The organism is Rhodosalinus sp., from assembly GCF_046542825.1.
Taxonomy (GTDB): Bacteria; Pseudomonadota; Alphaproteobacteria; order Rhodobacterales; family Rhodobacteraceae; genus Rhodosalinus.
On record NZ_JBKHAQ010000035.1, the window covers coordinates 1 to 25,518 of the forward strand.

Annotated in this window: 20 protein-coding genes and 1 tRNA gene; 11 read left to right on the forward strand and 10 right to left on the reverse strand. The window is 67.7% G+C overall.

All coding sequences use genetic code 11. The annotated features are described in order from the left end of the window. Positions 1-136: 136 nt before the first annotated feature. The gene (locus ACLFOB_RS06630) at positions 137-733 is read right to left on the reverse strand and encodes a hypothetical protein (RefSeq protein ID WP_410925572.1); all 597 of its coding nucleotides are present in this window, start codon (positions 731-733) and stop codon (positions 137-139) included. Between the two features lie 581 nt (positions 734-1,314). Between ACLFOB_RS06630 and ACLFOB_RS06635 the strand changes: the two genes are divergently transcribed. Both ACLFOB_RS06635 and ACLFOB_RS06640 read left to right on the forward strand, forming a co-directional pair. Further along, on the forward strand, positions 1,315-3,012 hold the full coding sequence (locus tag ACLFOB_RS06635) for a secretin N-terminal domain-containing protein (protein ID WP_410925573.1): 1,698 nt from the start codon (positions 1,315-1,317) through the stop codon (positions 3,010-3,012). A gap of 8 nt (positions 3,013-3,020) precedes the next feature. Next, positions 3,021-3,377, forward strand: coding sequence for a hypothetical protein (locus ACLFOB_RS06640; RefSeq protein ID WP_410925574.1), 357 nt, complete (start codon positions 3,021-3,023; stop codon positions 3,375-3,377). Positions 3,378-3,383: 6 nt separating this feature from the next. On the opposite strand, the gene ACLFOB_RS06645 is transcribed toward ACLFOB_RS06640, so the two are convergent. After that, positions 3,384-4,889: a ferric reductase-like transmembrane domain-containing protein gene (locus tag ACLFOB_RS06645; RefSeq protein ID WP_410925575.1), complete on the reverse strand. Its 1,506-nt coding sequence runs from the start codon at positions 4,887-4,889 to the stop codon at positions 3,384-3,386. A gap of 122 nt (positions 4,890-5,011) precedes the next feature. Between ACLFOB_RS06645 and ACLFOB_RS06650 the strand changes: the two genes are divergently transcribed. Continuing rightward, positions 5,012-6,103: a polyheme membrane-associated cytochrome C gene (locus ACLFOB_RS06650; RefSeq protein WP_410925576.1), complete on the forward strand. Its 1,092-nt coding sequence runs from the start codon at positions 5,012-5,014 to the stop codon at positions 6,101-6,103. A 38-nt stretch (positions 6,104-6,141) separates the two neighbouring features. Here the strand turns inward: ACLFOB_RS06650 and ACLFOB_RS06655 are convergent. Then, positions 6,142-6,228 (reverse strand) — tRNA-Leu (locus ACLFOB_RS06655). A gap of 139 nt (positions 6,229-6,367) precedes the next feature. Between ACLFOB_RS06655 and ACLFOB_RS06660 the strand changes: the two genes are divergently transcribed. Beyond that, the gene (locus ACLFOB_RS06660) at positions 6,368-7,354 is read left to right on the forward strand and encodes a complex I NDUFA9 subunit family protein (protein WP_410917372.1); all 987 of its coding nucleotides are present in this window, start codon (positions 6,368-6,370) and stop codon (positions 7,352-7,354) included. Between the two features lie 12 nt (positions 7,355-7,366). On the opposite strand, the gene ACLFOB_RS06665 is transcribed toward ACLFOB_RS06660, so the two are convergent. From ACLFOB_RS06665 to ACLFOB_RS06680, 4 genes are all read right to left on the reverse strand, one after another. Then, positions 7,367-7,633: a DUF6455 family protein gene (locus tag ACLFOB_RS06665; protein WP_410917371.1), complete on the reverse strand. Its 267-nt coding sequence runs from the start codon at positions 7,631-7,633 to the stop codon at positions 7,367-7,369. Further along, a complete protein-coding gene (locus ACLFOB_RS06670) occupies positions 7,630-7,920 on the reverse strand; it encodes a DUF6455 family protein (RefSeq protein ID WP_410917370.1) in 291 nt (96 codons plus the stop codon). The genes ACLFOB_RS06665 and ACLFOB_RS06670 overlap by 4 nt, the downstream gene beginning before the upstream one ends. A gap of 21 nt (positions 7,921-7,941) precedes the next feature. Then, positions 7,942-8,199: a DUF6455 family protein gene (locus tag ACLFOB_RS06675; protein ID WP_410917369.1), complete on the reverse strand. Its 258-nt coding sequence runs from the start codon at positions 8,197-8,199 to the stop codon at positions 7,942-7,944. A gap of 690 nt (positions 8,200-8,889) precedes the next feature. Continuing rightward, positions 8,890-10,341: a mannose-1-phosphate guanylyltransferase/mannose-6-phosphate isomerase gene (locus tag ACLFOB_RS06680; protein ID WP_410925577.1), complete on the reverse strand. Its 1,452-nt coding sequence runs from the start codon at positions 10,339-10,341 to the stop codon at positions 8,890-8,892. 418 nt (positions 10,342-10,759) lie between these two features. On the opposite strand from ACLFOB_RS06680, the gene ACLFOB_RS06685 reads away from it, so the two are divergent. Together ACLFOB_RS06685 and ACLFOB_RS06690 are read left to right on the forward strand one after the other, a co-directional pair. Further along, the gene (locus ACLFOB_RS06685; RefSeq protein ID WP_410925578.1) at positions 10,760-12,259 is read left to right on the forward strand and encodes a glycosyltransferase; all 1,500 of its coding nucleotides are present in this window, start codon (positions 10,760-10,762) and stop codon (positions 12,257-12,259) included. Next, positions 12,259-13,350: a sulfotransferase family protein gene (locus ACLFOB_RS06690; protein ID WP_410917366.1), complete on the forward strand. Its 1,092-nt coding sequence runs from the start codon at positions 12,259-12,261 to the stop codon at positions 13,348-13,350. Before ACLFOB_RS06685 ends, ACLFOB_RS06690 begins: the two co-directional genes overlap by 1 nt. 19 nt (positions 13,351-13,369) lie before the next feature. Here the strand turns inward: ACLFOB_RS06690 and ACLFOB_RS06695 are convergent, their stop codons facing one another. Together ACLFOB_RS06695 and ACLFOB_RS06700 are read right to left on the reverse strand one after the other, a co-directional pair. Then, a complete protein-coding gene (locus ACLFOB_RS06695; RefSeq protein ID WP_410925579.1) occupies positions 13,370-17,452 on the reverse strand; it encodes a glycosyltransferase family 2 protein in 4,083 nt (1,360 codons plus the stop codon). Positions 17,453-17,511: 59 nt separating this feature from the next. Beyond that, positions 17,512-19,419, reverse strand: a complete 1,908-nt coding sequence (locus tag ACLFOB_RS06700) for a glycosyltransferase family 2 protein (RefSeq protein WP_410925580.1) — start codon at positions 19,417-19,419, stop codon at positions 17,512-17,514. 135 nt (positions 19,420-19,554) lie between these two features. On the opposite strand from ACLFOB_RS06700, the gene ACLFOB_RS06705 reads away from it, so the two are divergent. The 3 genes from ACLFOB_RS06705 to ACLFOB_RS06715 all read left to right on the forward strand — a co-directional run bounded on the left by ACLFOB_RS06705 (position 19,555) and on the right by ACLFOB_RS06715 (position 22,202). Continuing rightward, on the forward strand, positions 19,555-20,262 hold the full coding sequence (locus tag ACLFOB_RS06705) for a sulfotransferase (RefSeq protein ID WP_410917323.1): 708 nt from the start codon (positions 19,555-19,557) through the stop codon (positions 20,260-20,262). Positions 20,263-20,286: 24 nt separating this feature from the next. Further along, positions 20,287-20,943, forward strand: a complete 657-nt coding sequence (locus tag ACLFOB_RS06710; RefSeq protein ID WP_410917324.1) for a sulfotransferase family 2 domain-containing protein — start codon at positions 20,287-20,289, stop codon at positions 20,941-20,943. A gap of 260 nt (positions 20,944-21,203) precedes the next feature. Next, positions 21,204-22,202, forward strand: a complete 999-nt coding sequence (locus tag ACLFOB_RS06715) for a glycosyltransferase (protein ID WP_410925581.1) — start codon at positions 21,204-21,206, stop codon at positions 22,200-22,202. Between the two features lie 9 nt (positions 22,203-22,211). Here the strand turns inward: ACLFOB_RS06715 and ACLFOB_RS06720 are convergent, their stop codons facing one another. Continuing rightward, a complete protein-coding gene (locus tag ACLFOB_RS06720) occupies positions 22,212-22,976 on the reverse strand; it encodes an ABC transporter permease (RefSeq protein ID WP_410917326.1) in 765 nt (254 codons plus the stop codon). Positions 22,977-23,003: 27 nt separating this feature from the next. On the opposite strand from ACLFOB_RS06720, the gene ACLFOB_RS06725 reads away from it, so the two are divergent. Together ACLFOB_RS06725 and ACLFOB_RS06730 are read left to right on the forward strand one after the other, a co-directional pair. Further along, a complete protein-coding gene (locus ACLFOB_RS06725; protein ID WP_410925582.1) occupies positions 23,004-24,602 on the forward strand; it encodes a sugar transporter in 1,599 nt (532 codons plus the stop codon). A gap of 22 nt (positions 24,603-24,624) precedes the next feature. Next, entirely contained in the window at positions 24,625-25,278 is a 654-nt protein-coding gene (locus tag ACLFOB_RS06730) for an ABC transporter ATP-binding protein (RefSeq protein WP_410917328.1), read from the forward strand. Positions 25,279-25,518 lie beyond the last annotated feature (240 nt).

Below are 25,518 nucleotides of genomic sequence, written 5' to 3' on the forward strand. Positions count from 1 at the left end.
GCAGAGGCCAGAGGTGTTCCAGAGATCATTCGCTTCCCATGCCGGCGCGATCACAGGCCGGCATCTTCGCACATCCACGTGACGACGAAAGGGCCATGGCGGCCCTTTCGCAGCTTGCTTGGGAGATCGGCGCCGATCAGGTGTCTGCCTTGCTGACCGTGATGGCGACTTCCAGCGAATAGGTGCCGGGCGCGGCGATGTCGCCGTCACAGGTCGTGATGTTGGGCGAGGCTTCCGTGCCGATGCCGTACTCGTGGCCGAAGGTTGGCACGCCCTGGTCGTAGGTCATCGTGCCCGTGCCGCCGCCGGGAAGCGCGTCGTTATCATGTGCGCCGCCTTCCGGGTCCGGGTCGAGCTTGATCCCGCCACCGATGGAGCACTTTGCGCCATCGTTGTAGTAGTTGGCCTGCGAATAGCCGGACGTCGGGTTGGTATAGCCCGCGTCGTCCCATGTCTCCCAGTCCAGCACGATGTCGTATTCCACGTTTGCGATGACGGTGAAGAGCGCCTTGTCTTCCTTGTTCTCGTTGGTGTCATTGTTGTTGCCATTCACGCCCGAGCCCGCGGTCACGTCTGCGACCGTCAGCGTCGAGTCGGACGTGTTCGTGATCGCGATGTAGTCCTGCACGACGGCGTTGAGCGTGACCGTGTCCGAAGCTTCGGTCACCGGGTTTGCGAGTGCGCCACTGGCCAGAAGCGCCAGACCGCCCGCGGTTGCAAAAAGAGCTTTCATCCTGTCCTCCATTCGTTCGGTTCTGCTCGTGGCCCGGGCGGTCGCCATTCAGGTCGGTTCCGAGCCCTGCCGATGAGGACAATCAAGGGAAAAAGCGGCGAAAAAAGGACAGGGACTGGAAAATTCCGGTCGACTTGAAAAAATGCGAGAGCCGGCGCCCTGACTGCATTCCAGTGACGGCGCAGGTTACAAAATTCCTCGTTCAGTTGAGTGATATGTCGTAAAATAAATCACAGGTTGCGACGGACATCGTCTCCGGCGTCTTTCGGCGACTCTTGCAGGCATCGAGCGTCCTTCGGATGCGATCTTGCCCTGCTCTCGCAGGCTCTGCCCCAAGAAAGAGCATGTCACATGACATGTTGTCCGGCCCGGCCGGACCCGCCCTGCGGCAAAGGGTGGCAAAATGATGACAGTCGGTTCGGTCGTTATGCGACAGGCCGTCAGAAAGTCTTTGTTGAGCACGCGCTGCGTGATACGGAAAGAAAAAACGATGCCGTCCGCCGGAAGAGAACCGCAAGAGTCAGGCGGGCATCAGCACACGAAGCCGGAGAATACCGGCGGGCATATTGAGGCAGAGAAACATGCAACTGAGTCACTCGCTCGGCGGGTTCGTTGCGGGGGCATTTCTGGCTTTGGGAATCGTCCTCGCCCAGCCGGCGCAGGCGCAAGGCCAGCCGGCCGTCGATAACGTATTTTTCCAGACCGACCTGCGCACCGCGCTGGAGGACGTCGCCGCACAGACCGGTGAGAATATCGTCGCCGATCCCAGCGTGCAGGGGATCGTCACCGCCACCATCGAGAACCGCCCGCTGGACGAGGCCATCGAATTGCTGCTGGCCGGCACGCCCTATCGCCTCGTGCGGCAACCCACATACTATCTGGTCTACAACCCCGACATCCGCACCGACCTGTTCGCACAGGTCGCGCGGACCGAGATCATCGACCTGCGCCACCTGCCGGCCGAGACCGCGCGCGAGCTGCTGGTGGAGCCGCTGCGCAAATATGTGCGCGCCGATACCGGCAACGGGCGGCTGGTGGTCACGGCGCCGCCCGATCTGTTGCGCATCGTTACCGAGGACGTGGCGGCGCTGGACCGGCCCAACACCGAGCAGACGGTGTTCATGGCGCTCACCCATGTCTCTGCCGAAAACGCGCGCGAGCTTCTGCCGTCGCGCCTGCAGGGGTATGTCCGCGTGGATGCCGAGCGCAACAGCCTGTCGGTCAGCGGCCCCGCGTCGGCCCGGCAGGAGGCGATCGGGCTGATCCGGAGGCTCGACCGCCCGCTGCCGCCCAAGAACGTGGACACGCGCAACGTCTACCAGACGAGGCTGATCAAGCTCGACCACATCACTGCCGAGGCCGTGATGAACCTGCTGCCCGAAAGCCTGAACGAATTCGTGCGCGCCGATAACTCCTCGAACACGCTGTCGGTCAACGCGCCTCCCAACGTCGCACGTCAGATCCACGCCGACATCGCGGATTTCGACCAGGCCCGCCGCCACATCATGCTGGAGGCGCGGGTGGTGGTGCTGGACACCAACGCCTTTCTCGACATCGGCACCGAGTTCCAGCCGCCGGGGCTGAGCGCGGGCTTGAACCGCACCGAGAACATGACCGAGATCTCGGAGATCGCGCTGGGCTACACCAGCGGGCGGGCCTTCACCAACGCGCTGACGCTGACGCTGAACCTCTTGTCCGAGAACAACCAGGCCTCGATCGTGGCAAGCCCCCAGGTGCTGGCGCAGGACGGGCTGGAATCGGAAATCCGGGTGACCACGGCGGAATTCTTCCAGATCCTCTCGGACAACGAGGCGTTCATCCGCTCGGACCTGGAAGAGATCGAGACCGGGACCATCCTGCGCATCACCCCGCAGGTGGGCCGAGACGGAACGCTCACGCTCGACATGGAGCTCGAGGTATCGGACGTGGTGGCGCGCGGCGAACGGAACCTGCCGGTGGTCAACCGCCGAACGGTGGAGAACACGGTTCAGATCCAGAACGGCGGCACCGCGGCCGTGGCCGGGCTGTCGGACCTGCGCAACCAGCAGACCCGCCGCGGTATCCCGGGGCTGATGAAGCTGCCCCTGCTCGGGCGCACCGACACCGCCAGCAGCAAGTCCCAGCAGGTCGCGATCTTCGTCACCGCGACGCTGGTGGGGCAGGACGACGAGCGATTCCGCACGGGTCGATCGCGGCCGCCATCGCTGGGCACCGTCAACGAAGAGGTGTTCCGCGCCGAGCTTGCCACCGTGCTCGACGCATTGGGATATCACGAATGAGGCGCAGGATGCGGAAGTTTCTTCCTGTCGTGGCCCTTGCCGCGCTCGCGGCCTGCGGCGACATGAACGTGACGCGCAACTTCTCTCCGGTGACCGCGATCAGCAGCCGCGAGACGGCGCGCCTGGGCGCGCAGGACATCGCGATCGCGATGGCGCGCACGGGCTTCACCCGGCAGGAAATCCTCGATCACGGGCCGGCGGTGCGCAACGCGCTCTCCGTGCAGGGCGGCGCCGAGGTGCGGCGCGGCGGCAACGTGACCGCGATCTTTTCGGTGATGGATGGCGCGCTTTACGTCGTCAGCCAGCGCGGCGGCACCTATGTGCACGAGTTCAGCGCGGCGGCACCGGGGCACGCGCCCGGCTGACCGCCGTCAGGCCAGCGCGGCAAGGGCCGCCACGCCCAGCCCCAGCACAGCGCCCAAGGCAAGGAACCGCCGCATCCGCCGCCGGTCCTGGCGCGACCGGCCGCCGGAATAGTCGAACCGTTCGTAGACCACGCGTTCCATCGGCATCCCGAGGTCGAGCAGCGTATCCGAGACCGCGCTGACCATCGGCCCGGGGCCGCAGATCATCGCCACGCTGCGCGCGGGGTCGAGCCCGTCGAGCAGCCTTGCCAGCCGGTCGCGGTCCAGACGGCCGGTGTCGCCCGGCCAGTCCGGGTCGCCGCCCTCTTCCACCACCACCAGGGTCCGCAGGTCGAGCGCGCCCTTCGCCGCCTCGATCTCGTCGAGACAGGCGAGTGTGGCGGGCCGGCCCGCGGCGTAGCCAAGGCGGACGGGCCGCGGGTCGCCCCGCGCGACGAGGTCGCGCAGAAGCCCCATGATCGGCGCGATGCCCGCGCCGGCCGCCAGCAGCAGCACCCCCTCGCCGCGGTGCGACTCCAGGGTGAAGTCGCCATAGGGTCCGTCGATCCCGATCGCGGTGCCGGGCGCGAGCGTTCCGACCCTCCGGGTGAAATCCCCGGCCTCTTTCACGATCAGGGAGATACCCGGCCGCATCGGGCTGTCGGCGATGGAAAACGGGTTGTCGAGCAACGGAAAGCGCCGCCCCTCCACCGTCATCCAGACGAACTGCCCGGCCGTGTAGGGCAAAGGCGGTGTGTCCTTCGCCGGCTGGATGTCGAGTTCCCACAGCCGGTCGGCGAGCCGCGTGACCGAGGCCAGCCGCCAGGGCCGCCGGTGCAGCCGCAGCCAGCGCCAGCCGTAGAGCGTGCCCAGCACCGCGACCGCGCCCGCGCCGATCGCCCACCAATAGAGCTCGACCGGCCCCTCTGCGCTGAATCGCCCGACGGTGACGGCATGGTGCAGCCCCCCGCCCAGCGCCAGAACCGCAAGGATCAGATGCGACCCGCGCCAGACCTCGTAGCGCCACGGCAGCCGCTCGCGCAGCGCGCCGAGCATTACCAGCAGGACAAGCGCCACCAGCGCCACGACCCCGCTGCGGTAGTGCGGCATCGCAAGATAGGCCAGCATCCGCTCCTGCGCGAGCGCTGGATCGTCGAGCCAGGTAGGGAGCACATAGGCCACCGGATGCAGCAGGAGCGCCAGAAGGACCCACCACGCCGCGACCTTGTGAAAGGCCATGATCCGGTCGATGCCCAGCGCGCCGGTCACCGATTCGAAGCGACCGGAGGTGACGAACTGCACCGCCATGGCCGCCAGCGCCCCAAGGCCCAGCCCCGCCGCGGCAAGCTCCCATGGATGCGCGGGCGCCACGGGACGCGGGAAGGCCAGCGCAAGCGGCGCGAGACAGACGGCAAGATAGACGGCCGGAAGCCAGCGCGCGGGCAGCCGCACCGGGTCTTGCGCGCTTGCAAGCGGCGTCCCGTAGATCGTTCCGGTGCCGTCGTTTTGGGCAGGAGGAGCTGGCGCGGTCATGATCCTTCCTGTCTTGGCGGCGCGGCAGACGCGTCAGGCGATGCGCGCCGTCAAGTTACAGAAGACGGTTACAGTCGTATGATACGGCGCCACCCGAGTAGCACGCCGAAGGAGAAAGGCCCATGTTCCGGCCCCGCGCGACGCTTGCCGCTGCCGCTGCGATGGCGGCAGTGCCGTTTTCCTTGCCGGCCGCTGCGCAGGATTTCAGCCTCTCGGACATCACCGAGGCCTGGCTCGACGGGCCGCACGGCGATTACCGCTCACGCTCCTTCACCTATTGGAACGACGAGGGCGAGGTGCCTGCCGCCTGCGCCGCCTGTCACTCGGAAACCGGGATGCTGGACTACCTGGGCCACGACGGCAGCGCGGCGCTGTCGGTGGAGCATCCCGCCACGATCAACACGGTGATCGGCTGCGCCTCGTGCCACACCTCGGCCGGGCACGCGCTGGACGCGGTGCCGTTCCCATCGGGCGTGACGATGCCGGACCTGGGCGGGAACGCCACCTGCTACGTCTGCCACCAGGGCCGCCATGCCGGCGATGACGTGGCAGCCGCAGTGGCGGAGATCGAGGAGGACATGGTCTCGGCCGAGTTGTCCTTCATCAACGTGCATTACGGGGTGGCCGCGGCGGTGACGCATGGCGCCGAGACGCGGGGTGGCTACGAATACGACGGCCGCGACTATGCCGGGACCTACGCCCATGTGCCCAGCGCGCACAGTTGCCTCGACTGCCACGACGCGCATGACACCGAGGTCGCCGTCGAGGGCTGTCTGAGCTGCCATCAGGGGGTGGACGACCTGCGCGAGATCCGGATGCGCCACGCCGATTTCGACGGCGACGGCTCGACCGCGGGCGGCATCCATGCCGAGATCATCGGCCTGCACCGGCAGCTCGACGCGGCGATCCGCACCTACGCCGAAGAGGTCGTTGGCACGCCCATCGGCTACGCGCCCGGCCGCTTCCCCTATTTCTTCACCGACACTGACGGCGACGGGGAGATCGGCGAGGGCGAGGCGATCTTCCCCAACCGCTACGCAAACTGGACACCCCGCCTGCTGAAGGCCGCCTACAACTATCAGTTCGTGGCGAAGGACCCCGGCGCCTACGTCCACAACCCCGCCTATGCGCTGCAACTGCTGCACGACAGCCTCGAAAGTCTAGCGGAACGGGAGGAAATCGACTTCGTCCCCGGACGCCTGCCACGCCGCTGAGGCAGGCAAGTGGCCTTGCGCCAAGCTCGTCAGGGATTTGGTGCCCAGGAGAGGACTCGAACCTCCACGGCCGTTAAGCCACTGGTACCTGAAACCAGCGCGTCTACCAATTCCGCCACCTGGGCCGGTGTCGTGGCGCGCGGGATAGACCCGGGTCGGGGCGGTGTCAACGTGGATTTTGCGCCCTCGTGGTGCGGGGCCTGCATGCCTTGTTTCGCCGCCGCGCGGACGGTATGACCGCCCGGCAAGCCAGCCGGAGGCGTCATGGCCAAGCTCGTCACCATCTTTGGCGGATCGGGGTTCCTGGGCCGCTACATCGCACGGCGCATGGCGCAGGAGGGCTGGCGCGTGCGCGTCGCGGTGCGGCGCCCGAACGAAGCCATTTTCGTCCGGCCCTACGGGGTGGTGGGACAGGTGGAGCCGGTCTTTGCCAACATCCGCGACGATGCCAGCGTTCGCGCCGTCGCGCGCGGCGCCGATGCCGTGGTCAACTGTGTCGGTACCTTCGACTGGCGCGGCAGGAATGCCTTCGAGGCGGTGCAGGCCGAGGGGGCGGCGCGGATCGCGCGCATCGCCGCCGAGGAAGGGGTCGAGCGCATGGTCCACATCTCGGCCATCGGTGCGGACCCGGAGGGCCCGAGCCGCTACCAGCGAACCAAGGCCGAGGGCGAGCGTCGCGTGCTGGAGGCGATGCCGCAGGCGGTGATCCTGCGCCCCTCTGTCGTCTTCGGGCCGGAGGACAATTTCTTCAACCGCTTCGCGGGGATGACGCGGATCAGTCCGATCCTGCCGGTGATCGGTGGCGCGACCCGGTTTCAGCCGGTCTATGTGGACGACGTGGCGCAGGCCGCAGTCCTTGGCGTGACCGGCAGGGCCGCACCCGGCGTCTACGAACTGGGCGGACCCGACGTGGAAAGCTTCCGCGAACTCATGGTGCAGATGCTGGGCGTGATCCGGCGCCGGCGGCTCGTGCTCAGCCTGCCGTTCTGGCTGGGCTGGCTTATGGCGGCCGGCTTCGACCTGCTCGAGACGGCGACCCTGGGCCTGATCCACAACGGGGTGCTGACCCGCGATCAGCTGAAAAGCCTGCGGCGCGACAACGTCGTCGCCCCGGACGCGCGCGGTTTTGCCGACCTCGGCATCGAACCCTCGGCGATGGAGGCCGTGCTGCCCGACTACCTGTGGCGCTTCCGCCCTTCGGGGCAATACGCCGAGATCAAGGACTCCGCGCGCAACCTGCGCAGCCGCTGAGGCCGCGCGCCGTCAGTCGGCAAGCGCCGCGAAGTCCGCCGCGTTCGCGCAGCCCTCGATCGGTGCGGTGGCGTCGAACCTTTGCCGCGCCAGCCAGCGCTGGCATCCCGCCGCCACCGGGCAGGTCTCGCACCGGGCGACCAGCGTGGCATAGCCCGCGGGTGTCAGGCGCCCGTCGGCTAGCGCCGCGCCGAGGTCGATACTGAGCATCCGCGCCACGCTGCGCGCGATCCAGAAGGCGTGGTCGGGGCTCATGGGGCCCTTGATCGGCTTGGTCATTTCCTGGAGTCTCTTTCCTGGCATGCCGCCAGCGCGGCAAGCGTATCCTGATTGATGCATCCGCCGGGGGGCGCGCGCAGTGGCGGATGATCCACTGCCTCGAAGCGCGCAAGCCAACTGGCGCACCCGTCGGACCATGGGCATGCACGGCAGCGCGCGACGAGCGCGGTCCAGTCGTCCCGGTCAAGGGCGCCTGCGCGCGAGGCAGCCGCCGGATCGGCGCCGACGGCGCGCGCCATGCGCTGCATGCGCCAGTAATGCTCGCGCTCGGGGCCAAGAGGGGTCATGAGCGCTCTCCCGCGTTCGGATCAGACCGGTGTCAGCCGGGCGAACAACTCGGCGTTGCGGCAGTATCCGGGGGGATGCGCCGCGGCCTCGTCCTGCGCGTCGAGCCACCGCGCGCAGTCGCCCGGTCTGGAGCATCCGGTACAGGTCAGCACTGCGTCGCCGATCTCGTCCACGGACAGTTTGCCACGCAGCGCGACCTCTTCGAGATCAAGGCCCAGCCTTCCCGCCATCCGGTCGACGAGCGCGGCGTGATGCTTCAGGATGTTGTCGCTCTGCATCGCATCGTCCTCTCTGCTTGCGCTACGTCACCCTATCAGCGGTGCGGGCAAACCCCCTTGATGCAGGTCAAAGAGGCCCGGTTCGCGTTCTAGGCGCGCGGGACTGGCAACCGCGGTGGCCATTTCAGCCTTCGCAGGCTCCCCGCTTCGGCCGGTCCCGATGCTTGGTCCTGCCGCCGGCTCCGGACATGCACCATAGCCTGCGCGCGCGCGGCGAGTGTCGAAACCGGCGCCGAGCCTCGGCAGGCCACCGGACGGGCTGAAGGCGCATCCGGGCGCACGACCCTTTCCGGGAGATGCACGCGGCCTGACACGCACCGCCCGGGCTGCGGCGCCGATCCGCGATCCCTGCACGTCCAAGGCGCTCGACAGCCTGGTCAAGGCGATTGCGCGTCAGACAATCGGGATTCGCACCGGAAACGACCGCGCGCGAATCTCGGCCGTTGGCGCGGGCCCCGGGGATCGGGGCCTGCGCCAACGGGGCATCGCCGCGCGCGCGACCCTTCGTTGCGGCCGGTACTGGCGGGATCTGTGCGGCGCGAAATCGACGGCCGGCCGGGCCTGCCCGCGGCGCTTCGCGGCTGCCGGACCTGCGGCGCGCGGCGAACCACCTCGCCCGGCGCTGCCGCGGCTCCCTTGGGGCGGCGATGCTGGCCGCGCGCCAAGGGGCCACCCTTGCAAGCGGCCCGTCTAGGCCTTTGCGCCCTGACCGCGCGCATAGACATCTTCGTAGCGCACGATATCATCCTCGCCGAGATATGAGCCGGTCTGCACCTCGATCAGGACCATCGGCAGCTTGCCGGGGTTCTCCATCCGGTGCACGGAGCCGAGCGGAACGTAGATGCTTTCGTTTTCGGTGATCAGCCTGACGTCGTCGTCGACGGTCACCTTTGCCGTGCCGGACACCACGATCCAGTGTTCCGAGCGATGGAAATGCGACTGAAGCGAGAGCGAGGCGCCCGGCTTGACCACGATCCGCTTGACCTGGAAGCGGTCCGACAGGGCCAGCGTCTCGAAGTGGCCCCAGGGGCGGTGGTCCATCGAAAAGGCGGTCGCCTGCCTGGCCCCCTTTGCCTTCAGCGCGTCCACCGCCTTCTTCACGTCCTGCGCGCGCCGCGCGTCGGCCACCAGCACGGCGTCGGGCATCGCGATGGCGATCACGTCCTTCAGCCCGAGCCCGATCAGTTCAAGGTCGGGGCTCTCGGACCGCAGCAGGCTGGTCTCGCAGTCTATCGCCGTCGCGCGGCCCGACACGGCGACACCCTGCGCGTCATGATCGCTTTCGCGCAGCACGGCTTCCCAGCTGCCAAGGTCCGACCACGCGCCGTCGTAGGGGACAACAGAGAGGTTCTGCGCCCTTTCCATCACCGCATAGTCGATCGAGATGTCCTTGGCACCTGCCCAGGCTCCCGGCGCAAGCCGGCAGAAGCCCAGGTCGATCTGTGCCCCGTCGAGCGCTGCGGTCACCGGCGCGACGAGGTCGGGCGCGTGACGCTCGAAGGCGGCGAGGATATCCTTCGCGGCAAAGAGGAAGATGCCAGCGTTCCAGAGGTGCCGCCCTTCGCGGACCATCGTCCGGGCGGTTTCGAGATCGGGTTTCTCCACGAAGCGCGCAAGGCGCACGGGCGCCAGGTCGGCGCCCGGCGTCGCGGCGAGTTCAAGATATCCGTAGCCGGTTTCGGGCCGGTCGGGCGTGATCCCGAAGGTCACCAGATCGCCGGCCCCGACGGCCGGCAGGCCGCGTGCGACGGCGGCGCGGAAGGCGCCCGGATCGCCCATGACATGGTCCGAGGGCAACACCAGCAGGATCGCCTCTGGGTCTTCGCGGAGCGCATGAAGCGCGGCCGCCAGCACCGCAGGCGCGGTATTGCGGCCCTCGGGCTCGACCAGGACGGGGCCGGGCTCGATGCCGATGTCGCGGAGCTGTTCGGTCACGATGAACCGGAAGTCCGAGTTGGTCAGCACCATCGGCGGAAGGAAGCCTGCGCCCTCGATCGGCCCGGCCACGCGCTGCGCGGTTGCCTGAAAGAGGCTGGCATCGCCCGTCAACGCGGTGAACTGCTTGGGGTAGGCCTTGCGGGAGAGGGGCCAGAGGCGGGTTCCTGATCCGCCGGACAGAATGACGGGACGAATGGCGACCATGAATGCGCTTCCTTCCTGCAATACATCCTCTGGAACACCGGAGACCGGGCACCATCTCCTATCCGGTAGCCGTATTCGCCATACAGGTATAGCGGATTCTCGGCCCGGCCCCACCACCCCTTTGCCCGGCCATGGACGCTGCCTGTCGACCCGCACGAGCGGGTCCGCCGCCTGCGCGCTGACACCTCGACGAGGCCGCGGATCTCCGCGGAACGAACCGACCGGACCCGCCCGGGCGCCCGCCGCGGGATCAGGTTGACGCGCCCTGCGGCAGTAACCATAAGCGTGCAGGGACCGTGCGTTGGGGGTGGGCGCGTGCAGCAAGCCCGTGTTTGCGTGGTCGTGCCGTCCGTGCAACGGGCGCGCCGGTCGGGCCGCACGAGCAGCCGGGCGCACAAGGAGCAGAAGAGCCAACCGCGTGAGACTCCTCTTCTACAACTGGGTCGACTATCTTGACGATGAAGCGCGCGGCGGAGGCGTCACGATCTATCAGCGCAACCTGATCGAGGCGCTGGATCGACGCGGCGGGGTCGAGGCCGTCTTTCTGTCCGCAGGCATATCCTACGATCTGAAGCAAGCCCAGCCGCGATGGGAGCAGGTCCGCCACGGGTCGGACCGCGACCGCAACCGCCGCTACGAGATCGTGAATTCTGGCGTGATGGCGCCAGCACACCACAGCTTCGGCGACCCGCGCCAGATCGACCACCCCGAGACCGAGGCGGTCTTCTTCGACTTCGTCGAGCGCACCGGCCCCTACGACGCGGTGCATTTCAACAACCTCGAGGGTCTGCCCGCCCGCGTTCTGGCGATCAAGGCGCGCTGGCCCCGGACGCGTGTCATCCTCACGCTGCACAACTACTATCCGGTCTGCCCGCAGGTGAACCTCTGGCGGCAGGAGCGCGCGACCTGCACGGATTTCGAGGGCGGACGCGCCTGCATCACCTGCCTGCCAAGGCGACATGACCCGCGGCACCTGCGCCTTGCCAACGCGCTGGCCTATCGGCTCAAGTGCGCCGGGCTGCGTCCCGGCAGCCGCACATTCGACACGATCTTTCTGAACGCGATGCGGGTCGGGCGTCACATCAGCCGGCTGGCCGGACTGCTGCCGAGGCGCCGGTCAGGAGGCAGGCGGCCGGCCGAAGCGGCAGAGCTGCTCTATGCGCACCGTCGCGCGGAGATGGTGCGGTTGATAAACACGCATTGCGACGTCGTTCTGTGCGTTTCGGATGCGGTGCGCCGCGTGGCACGGCACTACGGCATCGCGCCGGGCCGGCTTGCCACCAGCTACATCGGCACGGCCGAAGCGGGGTGCTTCGCCAGGACGCGCCCGCGCGACCGCTTTGGCGCCCCCGACGGGACGCTGCGGCTCGCCTATCTGGGCTACATGCGGCGCGACAAGGGCTTCCATTTCCTGCTTGACGCGCTGGAGAAGCTGCCGCCGGAGATCGGCTCCCGCGTGCATCTGACGGTCGCGGCCCGGCGCGGCCCGCCCGAGACGATGGCGCAGCTGCACAAGGTCGCGTCCGGGCTGGCCGGCCTGCAGCATTTCGATGGCTACACCCACGACGATCTCGACACGATCCTGAAGCGGGTGGATCTGGGCGTCGTTCCGGTGATGTGGCATGACAACCTGCCGCAGGTGGCGATCGAGATGCACGCGCGGCACATCCCGCTGCTGACGAGCGACATGGGCGGCGCGCGCGAGTTGGGGCGCTGTCCGGACCTCGTCTTCCCCGCCGGGGATGCAGAGGCCTTCCGCGACCGTCTGCAGGCCGTGCTCGATGGACGGGTCGAGCCCGCAGCCTACTGGCGCAACGCGATGGCGCCGGTGGACACGCAGGCCCATGCCGAGGAACTCCTGCGGTTCTACAGCACCGCGGCGAACGCCATGCCGCACAAGGAAGCGGTCCTGAACTGATGCGCAAGACGCTCTTTCTGCACATAGGCCATTTCAAGACCGGCACGACGGCAATCCAGGTCTTCTGCGAGAGAAATCGCGCGGCTCTGGCGCTCAGGGGTCTCAACTACGCCGAATTCAAGCTGTGGCACAGCAAGCACTCCTGCTTCGCCTTCTCGATCTATCGCGCCGTGGGCGTGAAGACGCTCCTCCACGGTTTCGCGCAGGATACGCCGCCGGAGGAGTTCTGGGAGACGCTTTTCAAGGAGGTCCGCGAGAGCCGGCAGCCCGCCACGCTGATCAGCAGCGAGGAATTCATTCGCATGGGGGCCTTCCCGGAGGCGGTGGCGCGGTTGCGCCGGATCCTGGCCAGGGCGCCGGACATCGACGTGCGCGTGATCGTCTATCTCCGCGAGCCGGCCGACCATCTGCGATCCTGGTTCAACCAGCTCGTGAAGATGGGCCAGAAGGTCCCGGACTACAATCGCGCCGTGCAGGACGCGATGGAGGTGGTGCATGTCGACTACGCCAGCGCGCTTGCGCCCTGGATCGATCTGGTCGGCAAGGACCGTGTGCGGGTCAGGCCCTACATTCCACCGGCCGACGACGGTCGCCCACTGATCGTGGACTTCCTGCGCGCGGTGGGGCTGCGGTCGCCTTGGCTGGGCCTGCGCTTCCCGGCGAAAGATCCGAACCCGCGGCTCGACGCGCGTGCCGAGGAACTCAGGCGCGTGATGCAGAATGCGGGTATTCCGAGGGACCCGATCCGCAACACGCTTGCCCGCGCCAAGGCCCATTTCGCTCGGGAACTGGCCGACCGGCCAGAGCCGGACATGCGCCGCGCCGCCGACCGAATCCGGCAGGGCCTCGAACGCCTCGAGGCCGAGCAGCTGCCTGACTGCGGGATCGACTTCGACAGGTTCCGCACACATCTGCTCGAGCCCGAAGCGCCCGAGGCGGCCGAGAGGGAACTGCTTCTCGGTTTCCTGCTACAGGAACTGCACTTTCTCCGCGACATGCACGGCAAGCAGATCCGTGAGCTCGAGCGGCGCCTGAAGAAGCTCGAACAGCCGCTCGAGGCGGCGCAGGGTTCCGAAACCGACGGGGCCTGAGGTGGCGCGCCGCCCAAGGCTACTGGAAACGCTCGCGAACGAAGCCGCACGCGGTCCATCGCACCGAGACGGCGGGGTCGTGAATCACGCTGCGCCCCTCCGAGACGAGCGAAAGGTATTTCCGGTACTCCTCGGCATCGTTGAAGTGCTGGCGGCGGGCGACCTCGGCCTGCGCCTTGCGCCGGAAATCGGCGGTGTACTTGAAATGCGCAAAGAGCAGTTCCCGTTGCGCCAGCCTGACGTCCGCGAGAAAGTGCAGGCCGGCGGAGAGCCGCATCCAGGAATTGTAGCGCAGCAGCGCGATCTTCTGCGCCACGAAAAGGTCGGGCCGCGAGCCCGGGATCAGCCTGTGGCGCAGGGCGCTCGTCCAGGTGCCCATGTTGGAGAACGGTCCGCGGCCGGGCCAACCGGTCAGGAACGGCTCGCGCTCGCACCATCCCGCTTCGGCGAAGGGATCGCCGCTGCGGAAGTCCGCGTCTTCCAGGCGTCCCTCGGGATAGAGATCCAGCATGAAGACGCGCACCGCATCGGCCCCGGCGAAGGCCTCGCCCCGCAGGAGGTCGGGCAGCGAACCGCGCGCGTCCGGACGCCAGACCAGGAATTCGTCGGCATCCGCGACCACGGTCCAGCGCCCGTAGCGGAAATTCGACAAAAGCGCCTGCTGCCAGGCCACGCCGTAATGCGACTTTCTGTAGTCGGTATCCACCGAGAACAGGGCGACATCCTCCTGCTCGAGCAGATATTCCAGCGTGCCGTCGTCCGACAGATTGTCCGCGATCAGGAAAGCACCGACGCCAAGCCGGCGGTAATGCTCCAGGAAATGCGGCAGCATGAACATCTCGTTGCGCATGCAGGCCACCACCGCAACCTCGGCCTCTCGCGCCGCGTCGAGCCGGTCGAGCGGGCCGACATGCTCGAGCGCGTTACTCTGGTAGCCCAGCCGCACGGGGCTGAAGCTGGGCCAGACCTTCTTCGGCTTCAGCTCGTCGCGGTCCAGGCGATCGAGCGCCTCGGCCTGGCCCTGATGGGTGTCGAGGTGCACCAGTTTCACGGGGGCTGCACGACTGGCGTGGAAGCCGTTGACCCACAGCGAGACGGGCACTGCCCCCGGATGCGTCCTGCGAAGGATCGAGATGCGATAGTCTTCCTCCGCCGGCTTGATGCCGCGCAGGGCCAAAAGGTCGCCAAGCAGCTTGTCCTCCATGAAGGACACCTGCAGCAGGTGCCGGCCCTCGGGGCTTTCCGCGGCCTCCAGCGCGGCGTCCATCGCCGCCCGGCTCAGCGCATAGCCAGACCCTCCGTCGCAATAGGTCGAAGGCTCGGGCGACTTGTCGAGCTCGGTGCGGCCGCGCTCGGACCGTGCCTTCAGACAATGCCACGCGCGGTCCAACTGTCCCGGGCGGCGGGTCAGGATACGCCCGTAGTAATCGTACTTGCGGTAGCTCAGGCTTTCGAAGAACTCCGCCGGGTCGAGGAAACAGTCGTCGTCGATCTTCAGCAGGTGTCCGAAGGACGTGTTGTCCCGCACCCAGCGGATCGTGGCCAGCGTCTTTTGCGGCAGCCCCTCGTAGTCGTCCGGCGCGTCGAGATGCACGACATCGCCCTCGATCCGCCCGTCGCCGTCGCCCACCACCACCACATGGGGCACCCCCATCCGGCGCAGGCGCGCCAGCCATCCCGCGCGCATCGCGGCGACCCGGGTGTCGAGATTCGGCACACAGGAAAACACGCAGACCAGCGTGTCGTAGAGGGGCGAGGCGCCCTCCCAGTGCGCCGACAGGGGGGCATCGCGCCGGTCGGGCAACCGACCGACCGCGCAGGGAAAGAGCCCAAGCGCGCGATCCACGCCGGTGTTGCGGGTCGCCAGCGATGCCTCACGCAGCGCATGCAGGCCGGTGAGCACGGCAGCCGACCATGGCAGCTGACGAAGGTCATCGGGCGGCAGCGTTTCACGAATTGTGGCAGCACAGTCGGCCATCCGTCCCGCGGCCTCGGCTGCGCCCGCGCGCGCGAAGCCGGCCGCCATCGACAGGGCCACGCCGAGCCCAAGGAACTGGCTGCCCCGCCCGCCCAGAAGCGCGAGATCGGCAGCCAGTGACCCGAGTTCGGCGTCGTCCGGGGGAAATCCGCCCGCCGCAACACGCGCCAGCAAGGCCTGGGCTCGGCGTGCCGTGTCCTTCTGCAAGACGTAGTGGGGCGCGCGCGGCACCGTCTCGTATCGCTCGGGCAGGGCACGGGCCGCAGTCGCTGCAAGCGCTGGAGACGCCTCCGCACTGCCGGGAAAACTCATGTAGCGCAGCGCGCCTTCGCCTGCGCACAGGCCCTCCTGCCGCAGCATGTCAGGATCGGGCGGCGCACCGCCGGTATCGAGCCCCGCGGGACCCATCAGCTCCCGCCGCACCCATTCAGCCTGCGGGTTGCCTGCCCGTTCGAAGAGGCGCAGCGCCTCGTGCACCGGTGTTCCCTGGCCCTCCGCACGGGCCGTCAGGTCGGCGAAGGCATCGCGTCGCGCGACGAGCTCCGGCGGCAGGACAAGGTGGCCGGCCTGCTCTCGCTCCGCCACGCGGTCCCAGAACTCGCGCGACAGGCCATAGCTCTGCAGTGCAAACTCCGGCAGCATCTCGGACAGGGAACCTGCCAGCCGCTCCCGGTGCTCCAGCAGGGCGACGGCGGTCCTTATCAGGCTGCTGCAGGGCGTGCGCGCCCAGTAGTCGCCTGCCCGCTTCCGCACGAAGTCCATGTAGGCATGGAGGATGTCCTCGCGGTCGCGCTCCTCGATCTCCGGCGCGCGGAGCGCCTCCTCGACCACCCAGGCGAACGTGGGAGTGACCACCCAGCCCGGACCCGGTGGCACGAGGCGCCAGAGCACCGCCCGCAACTCTGCAATCCGTCCCTGCAGGAAAAGAAAAGGGAGCATGGCGGAGTCGCGCCTGTCGTCTCCCACCGGCGTCAGGCTTTCCAGCGCGTGCGAGGGCGTGAGCGCAAAGAGCGATCGCATCCGGCCCGCGGCGCAGAAACTCTCCGAGAGCGACAGCACCAACTGCGGCCATGCACCATCGGGAAGCTCCGTTTCCCGCAGCAAGGCCACCGCATCGGCCTCGGGGTCGGCGCGCAGGCGTGTGGTGATACGGGTCAGGGCCTCCGAGGCCGCGTCAAGGTCGGGATCGCGCGGGGTCGGCACCGCATGCGGTGGCGGCGCCCCACCGTCCGCCGCGTCTGCGAACAGGAAGGCCTCGAGCCTGTAAAACACCGCCGCCTCGCCCAGAGCGGCGCGCGCGGCCGGCGAAAGATTCGGCAGCAGCCCGGCGAAGCGCACATGCTCGATCACCTGCATCGCCGCGAAGGCATCGGCATGCAGATCGGATTGCCGAAGGATCGCCTCGATCCGATCTGCGCAGGCCGCGCGGGTCAGTTGTAGCGCGGGGACCGGTCCCGCGCAGGTTTCCAGCTGCACCTCGATGGGCGCGTCCGGTGCCACACCGGCCCATGCACGCCCGGGCAGCACCAGGCGCAGATCGACCTCGCGCATGCGTGCGCCCCCGCGCGAAACGACATGCGGCCGCGGCCTTGCGATCACCTCGGGGGCCGTGTCCAGCCCGCTGATCCTGACGCGCGGCGCCGTCGCGCCTTCGGGCAGCACGACCCAGCCCCGCACCTCGAGCCGGTCGGTCAGAACCAGCGTTTCGGGCACGGTCTGGTGCGCCGCGACGATGTCCATCCCCGCGGCCGAGATGCCGCCCTGAAAGTCGACATAGCCGATCCGCTCGAGGTTCGGGAATCTCCGGCTCCGCAGCACCGATTTTCCAAAAGCGAACACCTCGTGTCCGTCGAGCGCGACGGAGACCTCGGGCGGCGCGAACCTTATCTCGACCTGCACCCCCTCGCGGCCAAGCCCGACCTTGCGCCGGATCTCGCGCGCCCACCCGTCCGGCCGCGCGTCGCGGCGGTTGCAGACCGCCAGCCCTTCGTCGGCACGCAGGGACAGGTGGAACAGGATTTGCTCACGTTCGACGTCGTAGAACGAGATGTTGGCGTAGGGCTCGCCGGAGAAATCGGCCCGATAGAGAAACCGCGCGCTGTCGCGGGGCTGAAAGGCCAACATCGCGCGCGTCCCCTTCGCGTCACCCACCGTCCGCATCGCTTATGCGCAGTGCGACCAGGCTATGCAACCGCCCCCGGGCCCGGGCCGCCACCCGTGCCGCCGACGAGGCGGCGCACCGTCGTTCCGATGAAAGGATCGGTCGCGCCGCCTTCGCGCGCGATGCCGGCGCGCCGGGCATGCAGGGCGGCCATCGCCGCGAAGCGCCAGCGCGCCGCGCTAGAGGGCCACGCAGCGAAATTCAGCCGTTCCCAGACCGCGCGCGCCCAGAGCCTGCGGCGCCAGCCCGGCGGCAGCCGATCCACCTCATCCGCGGACAGCGACGCTTCGAGCGCGCCCAACGCGGCGGCCAGTTCGCCAGCCGGTGCCGGGCTGCGCCACAGCCGCCGCGCCTCTGCCGCCTCTGACTGTTCGGCACCCGGACAGGCCATGTAGACGGCGCGCTTCGCCCGGAGCGCGGCGCGCAGCGTCACCTGCCATTCGGGCAGCATCCCGGACCCGAAGCGGATGCCATGAGTCTGCAGGAAAGCCCGGCGAAACAGCTTTCCCGTCGGATGGCCATGCAACAGCGGAGCCTCGCTGGCGGAAAAGCTCACGATGCCGCCGGCGCGCGTCGTGGGCGAAATGCCTTCGGTATCGTGAAACCCGCTGTGAAGGTGGCCTTCGCCCAGGCCCACGCGGAAGGCCGAGTGCAGAAAGTCGGCCTCGGCCCGCAAGAGCGCCTCGACCCGGTCGAAGAGCACGAAGGGAAGCAGCACATCGCCCGCATCCACGAAGGCCATTATTTCGCCCTTCGCGGCGTCGAGTCCCGCGTTGCGCGCGCTGCCGGCGCCCTGTCCGGCCTGCACGAGGACCCGCGCCTGCGGCAGTCCCCCAAGGTGTGGCCCGACACGCTCTGCCATCGCCGGTTCGTCCACCACGACGAGAAGCTCGGCATCGACAAGGTCCAGCGGCGCGAAGGCCCGCAGGGTCACGGCAAGCTGGGCAACGTTCCCGTCGCTCGGGATGACGACGCTGAGCGGCGTCCGCCCCTGCAGGACAAGGCCCCAGCCACTCCCGACCCCGCTGTCCCAGTCCGGAGCGTATGACAGCCCCTGTTCTGCCAGCCAGTCCTTGCACGCCGCCGCGAAGCGCTGCCGGCGCTCCGGGGACAGCGCGGCGGTGGACCGTTCGAAAAGCAGCCGCGTCGCGATGCGGGAGAAGCCTTCGGCCGCGCCGGTCTTGTCTGCGCCCTGCATGATGCCGCGCAATCTTTCCAGCACCGCGAACTGGTCGAAGACCCTGTCCGAGTCCGATGCGGTGATCTGGCCTGGCCGCCCGCGCGTCTGCAGATAGAGCGGCTCGGGCAGGTGCAGGAGGACCTCGGCCCGGCGCGCAGCCTGCCAATAGAATGCGTGATCCTCGAACCAGGTGCCTTCGTCGAAGCGCAGCCCCTCGATCAGGCTTCGCCGGTAGAGCTTGTTCCATGCGGAAGGGAAGTGGCGCACCACCTCGCGCCAGTCCGAAAGCGGATGCAGCCGCGCCTGCGCCCCTGGCATCGGATCCGGGGCACCGTGGATTGCCGAATGGTCCTGCGTCCCGCCGTCCGGAAAGCAATAGCGCAAGGCGGTCGCCACCCAGGGCGCGCCGCTTTCTTCAAGCGCCGCGTGCATGCGTTCCAGCCATTCCGGCGCGACCCGGTCGTCGCTGTCGAGAAACGCCACGAAAGCGCCCTGCGCGACGTCGAGGCCCGCATTGCGGGCGCCCGAAAGCCCGCGATTTTCCTGCAGGACGAAGCGGAACCGCGGATCGTCCCCCGCCGCGGCGCGTGCCCGCGCAAGACTGTCGTCGGTCGAGCCGTCGTCGACGACGATCGCCTCGAAATCCTGGAAGGTCTGGCCGCGAAGGCTTGCCAGGCACGCCGCGACATGATTTTCGACGTTGTGCACGGGCACAATCACGGAAATGAGGGGTGTGCGGTCCGGTTCCATGCGGCAGAGTTTCGGACAGCGCGCCGGCGGGTGGAAGCGGAATTCGTCGCGCCGTCGAGGCGCCGTCTTGAGTGGCGTTGCGCTGGCCGCTAAACACAGTCGCAAGGCGCGGTGCCGCGCGGAACCGGAGATCGCATGCCTGACGACGCCCCTGCCCTCGACGCGCCGCGCGACGGCTATGTCTTCATCGCGACTTACGGCCGCTCAGGCTCTACCTTGCTTCAGTTCGTCCTCAACAGCATTCCAGGCTACTGCATCCGCGGCGAGAACGCCAATGCCCTCTTCGGCATCGCGCAGGCCTGGGCGGCGGTCGAGTCGGCGGAGCCGATGCGCGGCGCGCGCACTGTCGGCGAGGCGACGGGGCCCGATCATCCCTGGTTCGGCGCCGAACTGGCCGATCCCGACCGCCTCGGCCGCGGGCTGGCCGAGGTCTTCGTGCGCGAGACGCTGAACCTGCCCGAGGGCACGCGGGTGGGCGGCTTCAAGGAGATCCGCTTTCACCTCGCCGGCGGCGAGGTGGAGAGCTACCTCGATTTCATCACGCGGTTCTTCCCCAATCCGCGCTTCGTCTTCAACACGCGGTCGCACGAGGCGACGGCCCGGTCGGGGTGGTGGGCCCGGATGGATCCCGCCTCCGTCAAGGCCGAACTCAGGGCAGCCGAGCGCGTCTTTGCCCGCATGCAAAAGCACCTTGGGAACAGGGCGATCGCACTGCGCTACGACGACTACGCGCAGGACCCAGAGGCGCTCCGCCCGCTTTTCGACTTTCTCGGCGAACCGTTCGAGGCCGCGCAGGTCGCAGCGCTCACGGCACGCCGGCTCAGCCACACCGGCATCGCGTAAGTCCCACGAAAGGAGAAAGGACAGATGCTCATCGGCGTTGAGAAGCGGTTCGTTTTCGTCGCGAACACAAAAAGCGCCTCTACCACGATCGAGCACGCGATGATGGAACACGCCGAAATCCACCGCGCAGGCAGCCCAAAGCGCAAGCACATCCCGTTGGTGGAGATCTACAGGGCCTACGATTCTCTGTTCGGCCAGCCGGAGCACCGCCCCGAGACCTACTTCGCCTTCGGCGTCATGCGGGAACCGGTAGATTGGATCCTGTCGTGGTATCGTTATCGCAAGGGGAATGACGTTCAAGCCCCTCTGTCCGAGGACATGACCTTTGCGCGTTTCTGGGAGCGCAACGACTGGAACATCACGCGTCCGGATGGCCGGCGCCACCTGCAGCGACAGATATTCTGCGATTCCGGCGACCGGGTGCTCGCCGACGTCATCATACCCTATCACGATCTCGAGGCCGGCTTCGCCCGGATCTGCAATGCGCTCGGCCTGCCCGACCGGCTGCAGCGCAAGAACGTCAGCCGCATCCGGGAGATCGCGGAGCCCATTCCGCCCTCGCTGCAGGCGGAGATGCGCGCGTTCTACGCGCCCGATTACGAACTCTTCGACAGCCTGCCGTCATTGAACGCGGATGGCTTCGAAAAGCTGCGGGAGCGGGCCACCCAGGCTGCGCGCTGACCGTCGCGCCGCGACCGCGTTCCCAGTGCGGTTCGAGCCCCAGCGGTCGACCGTTCCGCTCCATGACCACGAGAACGTCAGCACGTCGATCGGGCTGACGCGATCCTTCCGGGGCAGTGCCATGGAGGCGCGCGATGGTGGGTCGCGCAGGCATCACCGGGTCCCGGCCTTGACGCGGGACCCGAGAATGCGGCGGACCGGCCATTTGACTTCATCGGCGTTTTCGGGCCTTAGACCGTCCAGGCAACCCGGAGAGCGCGATGCAGGACACCGTCGGCGAAGGGATGGGCCGGCGTGACCGTCGGCTGGTGGCCATCGTCGTCACCTGCAACCGGCTCGAGCAACTCCGGCTGACGGTGGCCCGCCTTCTGGACGCGTCGCCCGACACGCTCGCCTGCGTGCTTGTCGTCGACAACGCCAGCACGGACGGCACGGCGGACTGGCTTGCAGAACAGAACGACCCGCGCCTCTCGGTTCTGCGGCACGCGCGCAACCTTGGCGGTGCCGGCGGCTTCGAGACCGGGATGCGCCACGCGATGCAGCATCTCGATCCCGACTGGCTGATGCTGACTGACGATGACGGGCGCCCGGACCCCGGCGCCCTGGCCGCGTTCCATTCGGCCCGGCCGGAGCAGTGGGATGCGATTGCCGCGGCGGTCTACTATCCGGACGGAGCGATCTGCGAGATGAATCGTCCGTCGATCAACCCGTTCTGGCACGGGCGGACCTTTCTGCGGTCGCTTCTGCGCGGGCGCGACGGCTTTCACATCGGGCCCGACAGCTACGCGGGCGCCCCGCGTCTGGTGGACGTCACGAGCTTCGTGGGATTCTTCGTGTCGCGCGGGGTGCTGGAGCGGGCGGGCTATCCCGACGGCACGCTCTTTATCTATGGCGAGGACGGGCTCTACACGCTCGGGATCAGCGCGGCGGGCGGGCGCATTGCCTTCCATCCGGAGATCCGGTTCGAGCATGACTGCACCACCTTCGCGGCGGAACCGGGCCGCTTCGTCCCTGCGTGGAAGAGCTACTATTACCACAGGAACCTGCTGTTCCTGTACCGTCGCGCCGCGGGCGCGCTTTTCTGGCCAGCGCTGCTGCTCGTGCTTCCGAAGTGGCTTCTGAAGGTGCGGCGGCAGCGCGGGGCGCGGCTTGCCTATCTTCGTCTTCTGAGCCTTGCGGTGGCACACGGGCTGACAGGCAGGACGGACATGCCGCATGATGCGCTGCTGGCGCGGGTAGGGCCGCCGCCGACGCCCTGATCTGCCCGTTCACCGAAGCAGAATGTCCTTGTTGTAGCGCCTGAGCAGCAGCAGCCCAAGGCAGAGCGGCACCAGCGCGAAGACCAGAACGAAGAGCACGCTGACATACTGCGGCTCGTACATCGGATAGAACCCGGATCGCATGATGCCGCTGGTATGGACCAGCGGATTCCACCACAGGATGTTCTGGGCGAGCGGCGGCAGATCCTCGTAGATGTAGAAGATCGCGGAGGCAAGAAAGAGCGGCCGCGTCAGGATCGACCACACGAGGTCGTATGTTGGAAAGAACCCCATGACGAGGCAGTTGAGCACCCCGATGCCAAGGCCCGTGAGCGCCGCCAGCGACATCGCCAAGAGGATCGGCGGCGCGTCGATCACCGCGCGCGCGTCGGTCGCGATCAGGATCCCCGTGAGCAATATGTAGGTGACCAGCGCCGTGGTCAGCGCGTTCAGCACGAAGCGCGCGATGATGGTGTCGATCCAGGTCACCGCGGGGTAGGAAAGCAACGGTTTCGAAAAGGTGATCGCGCGCGTGACGGTAAGCTGCGTGGCCTGGTACATCTGGAACGGCAGGTATCCAGTCGCATAGAAGAGAAGGAAGTTGTTCCCGAGCGAGGGAGACCTCAGCAGCAGCGAGAAGCCCACCGCCATGATCACGATGAAACCGAGCGGTTCCAGGAAGGCCCAGATGTAGCCGCCGGGCTGCTTCCCGTAGCGCGTGGACATCTCGCGCAGCATCAGCGCAAAGACGGTGCGCCAGGTGCCGGTGCGCAACCGGGGCGGCCGTGGGCTGGGGGTCTGGTGCGGGGCGGAAGCGGTCACTGTGGCCCTGTGCGCTTTCAATGCGGACCGGCATTATGTATGGAGTTCCGGCAAATTGGAACCACGTCACATCCGGATGGCGCCTTGACCAAGCAGGACAACACGGCCCCGAAGCAGGTCCCGGCGCCGCAGCAGGGTCCTGCGCAGACGCCAGGCCCCAAGAAAGCGCCGACGGGTCAGCCGGCGCAGGGCGGGGCGAAGCCTGAGGCACCCGCCGGCCGGCAGGGCGAGGCGCCTGGTGCTGGCGGCCGGCAGGGAGCAGCCGGGCAGGAGAACGCCAGGAAGGAGACGCCCGGACAGGAAACGCCGAAGCCAAAGGCGCCCGGACCGGCGGAAGGCCCGACGGGTCCCGGACAGGACCAGCAGAAAAAGAATTCCGGCCAGGGCCAGTGGAACAAGGGTCCCGGTCCGGCCGGTCCGAACCAGCCGCCAGGCGTCGTCGAGGTTCGGCCCGCCGCAGACGAGGCACGCGTCCATCGCCGACACCTCGGACTGATCCTGTCGCTGGTAATGATCGTGGTGCTGCCGCTCTGCCTGATCGGTGCCTATCTCTGGTTCGTGGCAGAAGTCCAGTATGCGTCGAAGACCGGCTTCACGGTTCGCCAGGAAGAATCAGGATCGGCCAGCGAACTGCTGGGCGGCCTTGCCGAGTTCGCGGGCGCAGGGCAGCAATCGGACAGCGACATCCTCTATGAATACATCCGAAGCCAGGAGCTTGTCGAACGGATACGCGAGGATCTGGACATCGTCGGGCACTATTCCCAGTACTGGCCGGACGATCCCGTCTTCGCGCTTCCGCCGGACGCGACGATCGAGGACCTTGTCGACTACTGGCAACGGATCGTGCGGATTTCCTACGATCAGTCCACCGGCCTCATCGAGTTGCGGGTGATCGGTTTCGATCCCGGTTTCGCCCAAAATGTTGCGCAAGCCATCGTTCGGGAAAGCCAGATCATGATCAACGCGCTGAACGATCAGGCGCGTACAGACCTCATGCAATACGCCGAGCAGGATCTGGACCGCGCGCTGGAGCGGCTGCGCGACGCGCGCCAGGCGTTGACGGAGTTCCGCACCCGGACACGCATCGTGGACCCGACCGAGGACGTGCAGGGCCAGTTCGGCGTCCTGAACAATCTTCAGCAACAGCTGGCAGAGGCGCTGATCGAATATGATCTGCTGTCGGGCGTTGCCGATCCCAACGATCCGAGGCTCGTGCAGATCAAGCGTCGCATCGACGTGACCCGGGACCGGATCGCACAGGAACGCGAGACGCTGTCGTCTGACGTTGTCTCCGGCGCGGGTGTCGATTTTCCCACGCTCATGGCGGAATACGAAAGCCTTGTCGTCGATCGCGAGTTCGCGGAGGAGACCTATCGCGCGGCGCTCTCCGCGGTCGACATCGCGCGGGACAATGCGTCGCGGCAGACCCGCTACCTGGCCACCTACGTCCGGCCGACGCTGGCGCAGTCCTCGGAGTATCCCCAGCGCGTGATGCTGTTCGGGCTTGCTGCCCTTTTCCTGACGATGATCTGGGCGATCCTCGCCCTCGTTTACTACAGTATCCGCGATCGGCAGTGAACCGCCCCGGGCAGCCTGTGCCATGATCCGTTTCGAGAACCTGACCAAGAGCTTCCGTGTGCGAGGCGAACGCAAGATCGTGATCGACAACCAGTCGATCGAGTTCGGGGCCGGGCGGTCCATCGGCCTTCTGGGGCGCAACGGAGCCGGCAAGAGCACGATGCTCGAACTGGTCGCCGGCACGCAGCGCCCGGACAAGGGCCGGATCGTCCGCGGCGGCAGCGTGTCCTGGCCCGTGAGCCTGAGTTCATCCTTTCACCGCGAGCTGACCGGTGCGCAGAACATTCGCTTCATCGCCCGGATCTACGGCGTCGATACCGACGCGCTGGTCGCCTTCGTCGAGGATTTCGCGGAGCTTGGACAGCACTACTACATGCCCGTGCGCAGCTACTCGCAAGGGATGCGCGCGCGGCTGGGCTTCGGCGCCTCGATGGGTATCCGTTTCGATACCTATCTCGTGGACGAGGTGACTGCGGTGGGCGACGTCTCGTTCAAGCGCAAGAGCGAGGCGGTGTTCAGGGAACGGATGAAACATGCCGGCGCTCTGGTGGTCAGCCACTCGCTTTCGCAGATCAGGTCCTATTGCGAGGAGGGGGTCGTGCTGCATCAGGGGCAGCTGTTCCACTTTCCCGACGTTGAAGAGGCGATCGCCTTTTACCAGTCGCTGATGCAGTAGGAGCCGGGGCATCCGCCCGGTTCCTTCTTGCGCCGCCGATCAGACGATCACCATTTCGTCCGCGAGGACGGTGGGATCGGGTGCGCGGGTCGGTGATCCGCGGCGTCGAATCGCTGTCCGCCCCGTCATCGACGATAGCCATGAGGTCGGGATTGAAGCCGCCGCCGACCGGGAAGGCGCAAATCTGCGCGTCGATGCCGTCAGGATTCCGGACGGTCTCCGCATCGTCCCGCCATGCGG

Bases quoted from the DNA above. Each gene is read 5' to 3' on its own strand.
- ACLFOB_RS06630 (WP_410925572.1), bottom strand. From the start codon at position 733: ATGAAAGCTCTTTTTGCAACCGCGGGCGGTCTGGCGCTTCTGGCCAGT.
- ACLFOB_RS06635 (WP_410925573.1), top strand. From the start codon at position 1,315: ATGCAACTGAGTCACTCGCTCGGCGGGTTCGTTGCGGGGGCATTTCTG.
- ACLFOB_RS06640 (WP_410925574.1), top strand. From the start codon at position 3,021: ATGCGGAAGTTTCTTCCTGTCGTGGCCCTTGCCGCGCTCGCGGCCTGC.
- ACLFOB_RS06645 (WP_410925575.1), bottom strand. From the start codon at position 4,889: ATGACCGCGCCAGCTCCTCCTGCCCAAAACGACGGCACCGGAACGATC.
- ACLFOB_RS06650 (WP_410925576.1), top strand. From the start codon at position 5,012: ATGTTCCGGCCCCGCGCGACGCTTGCCGCTGCCGCTGCGATGGCGGCA.
- ACLFOB_RS06660 (WP_410917372.1), top strand. From the start codon at position 6,368: ATGGCCAAGCTCGTCACCATCTTTGGCGGATCGGGGTTCCTGGGCCGC.
- ACLFOB_RS06665 (WP_410917371.1), bottom strand. From the start codon at position 7,633: ATGACCAAGCCGATCAAGGGCCCCATGAGCCCCGACCACGCCTTCTGG.
- ACLFOB_RS06670 (WP_410917370.1), bottom strand. From the start codon at position 7,920: ATGACCCCTCTTGGCCCCGAGCGCGAGCATTACTGGCGCATGCAGCGC.
- ACLFOB_RS06675 (WP_410917369.1), bottom strand. From the start codon at position 8,199: ATGCAGAGCGACAACATCCTGAAGCATCACGCCGCGCTCGTCGACCGG.
- ACLFOB_RS06680 (WP_410925577.1), bottom strand. From the start codon at position 10,341: ATGGTCGCCATTCGTCCCGTCATTCTGTCCGGCGGATCAGGAACCCGC.
- ACLFOB_RS06690 (WP_410917366.1), top strand. From the start codon at position 12,259: ATGCGCAAGACGCTCTTTCTGCACATAGGCCATTTCAAGACCGGCACG.
- ACLFOB_RS06695 (WP_410925579.1), bottom strand. From the start codon at position 17,452: ATGTTGGCCTTTCAGCCCCGCGACAGCGCGCGGTTTCTCTATCGGGCC.
- ACLFOB_RS06700 (WP_410925580.1), bottom strand. From the start codon at position 19,419: ATGGAACCGGACCGCACACCCCTCATTTCCGTGATTGTGCCCGTGCAC.
- ACLFOB_RS06705 (WP_410917323.1), top strand. From the start codon at position 19,555: ATGCCTGACGACGCCCCTGCCCTCGACGCGCCGCGCGACGGCTATGTC.
- ACLFOB_RS06710 (WP_410917324.1), top strand. From the start codon at position 20,287: ATGCTCATCGGCGTTGAGAAGCGGTTCGTTTTCGTCGCGAACACAAAA.
- ACLFOB_RS06715 (WP_410925581.1), top strand. From the start codon at position 21,204: ATGCAGGACACCGTCGGCGAAGGGATGGGCCGGCGTGACCGTCGGCTG.
- ACLFOB_RS06730 (WP_410917328.1), top strand. From the start codon at position 24,625: ATGATCCGTTTCGAGAACCTGACCAAGAGCTTCCGTGTGCGAGGCGAA.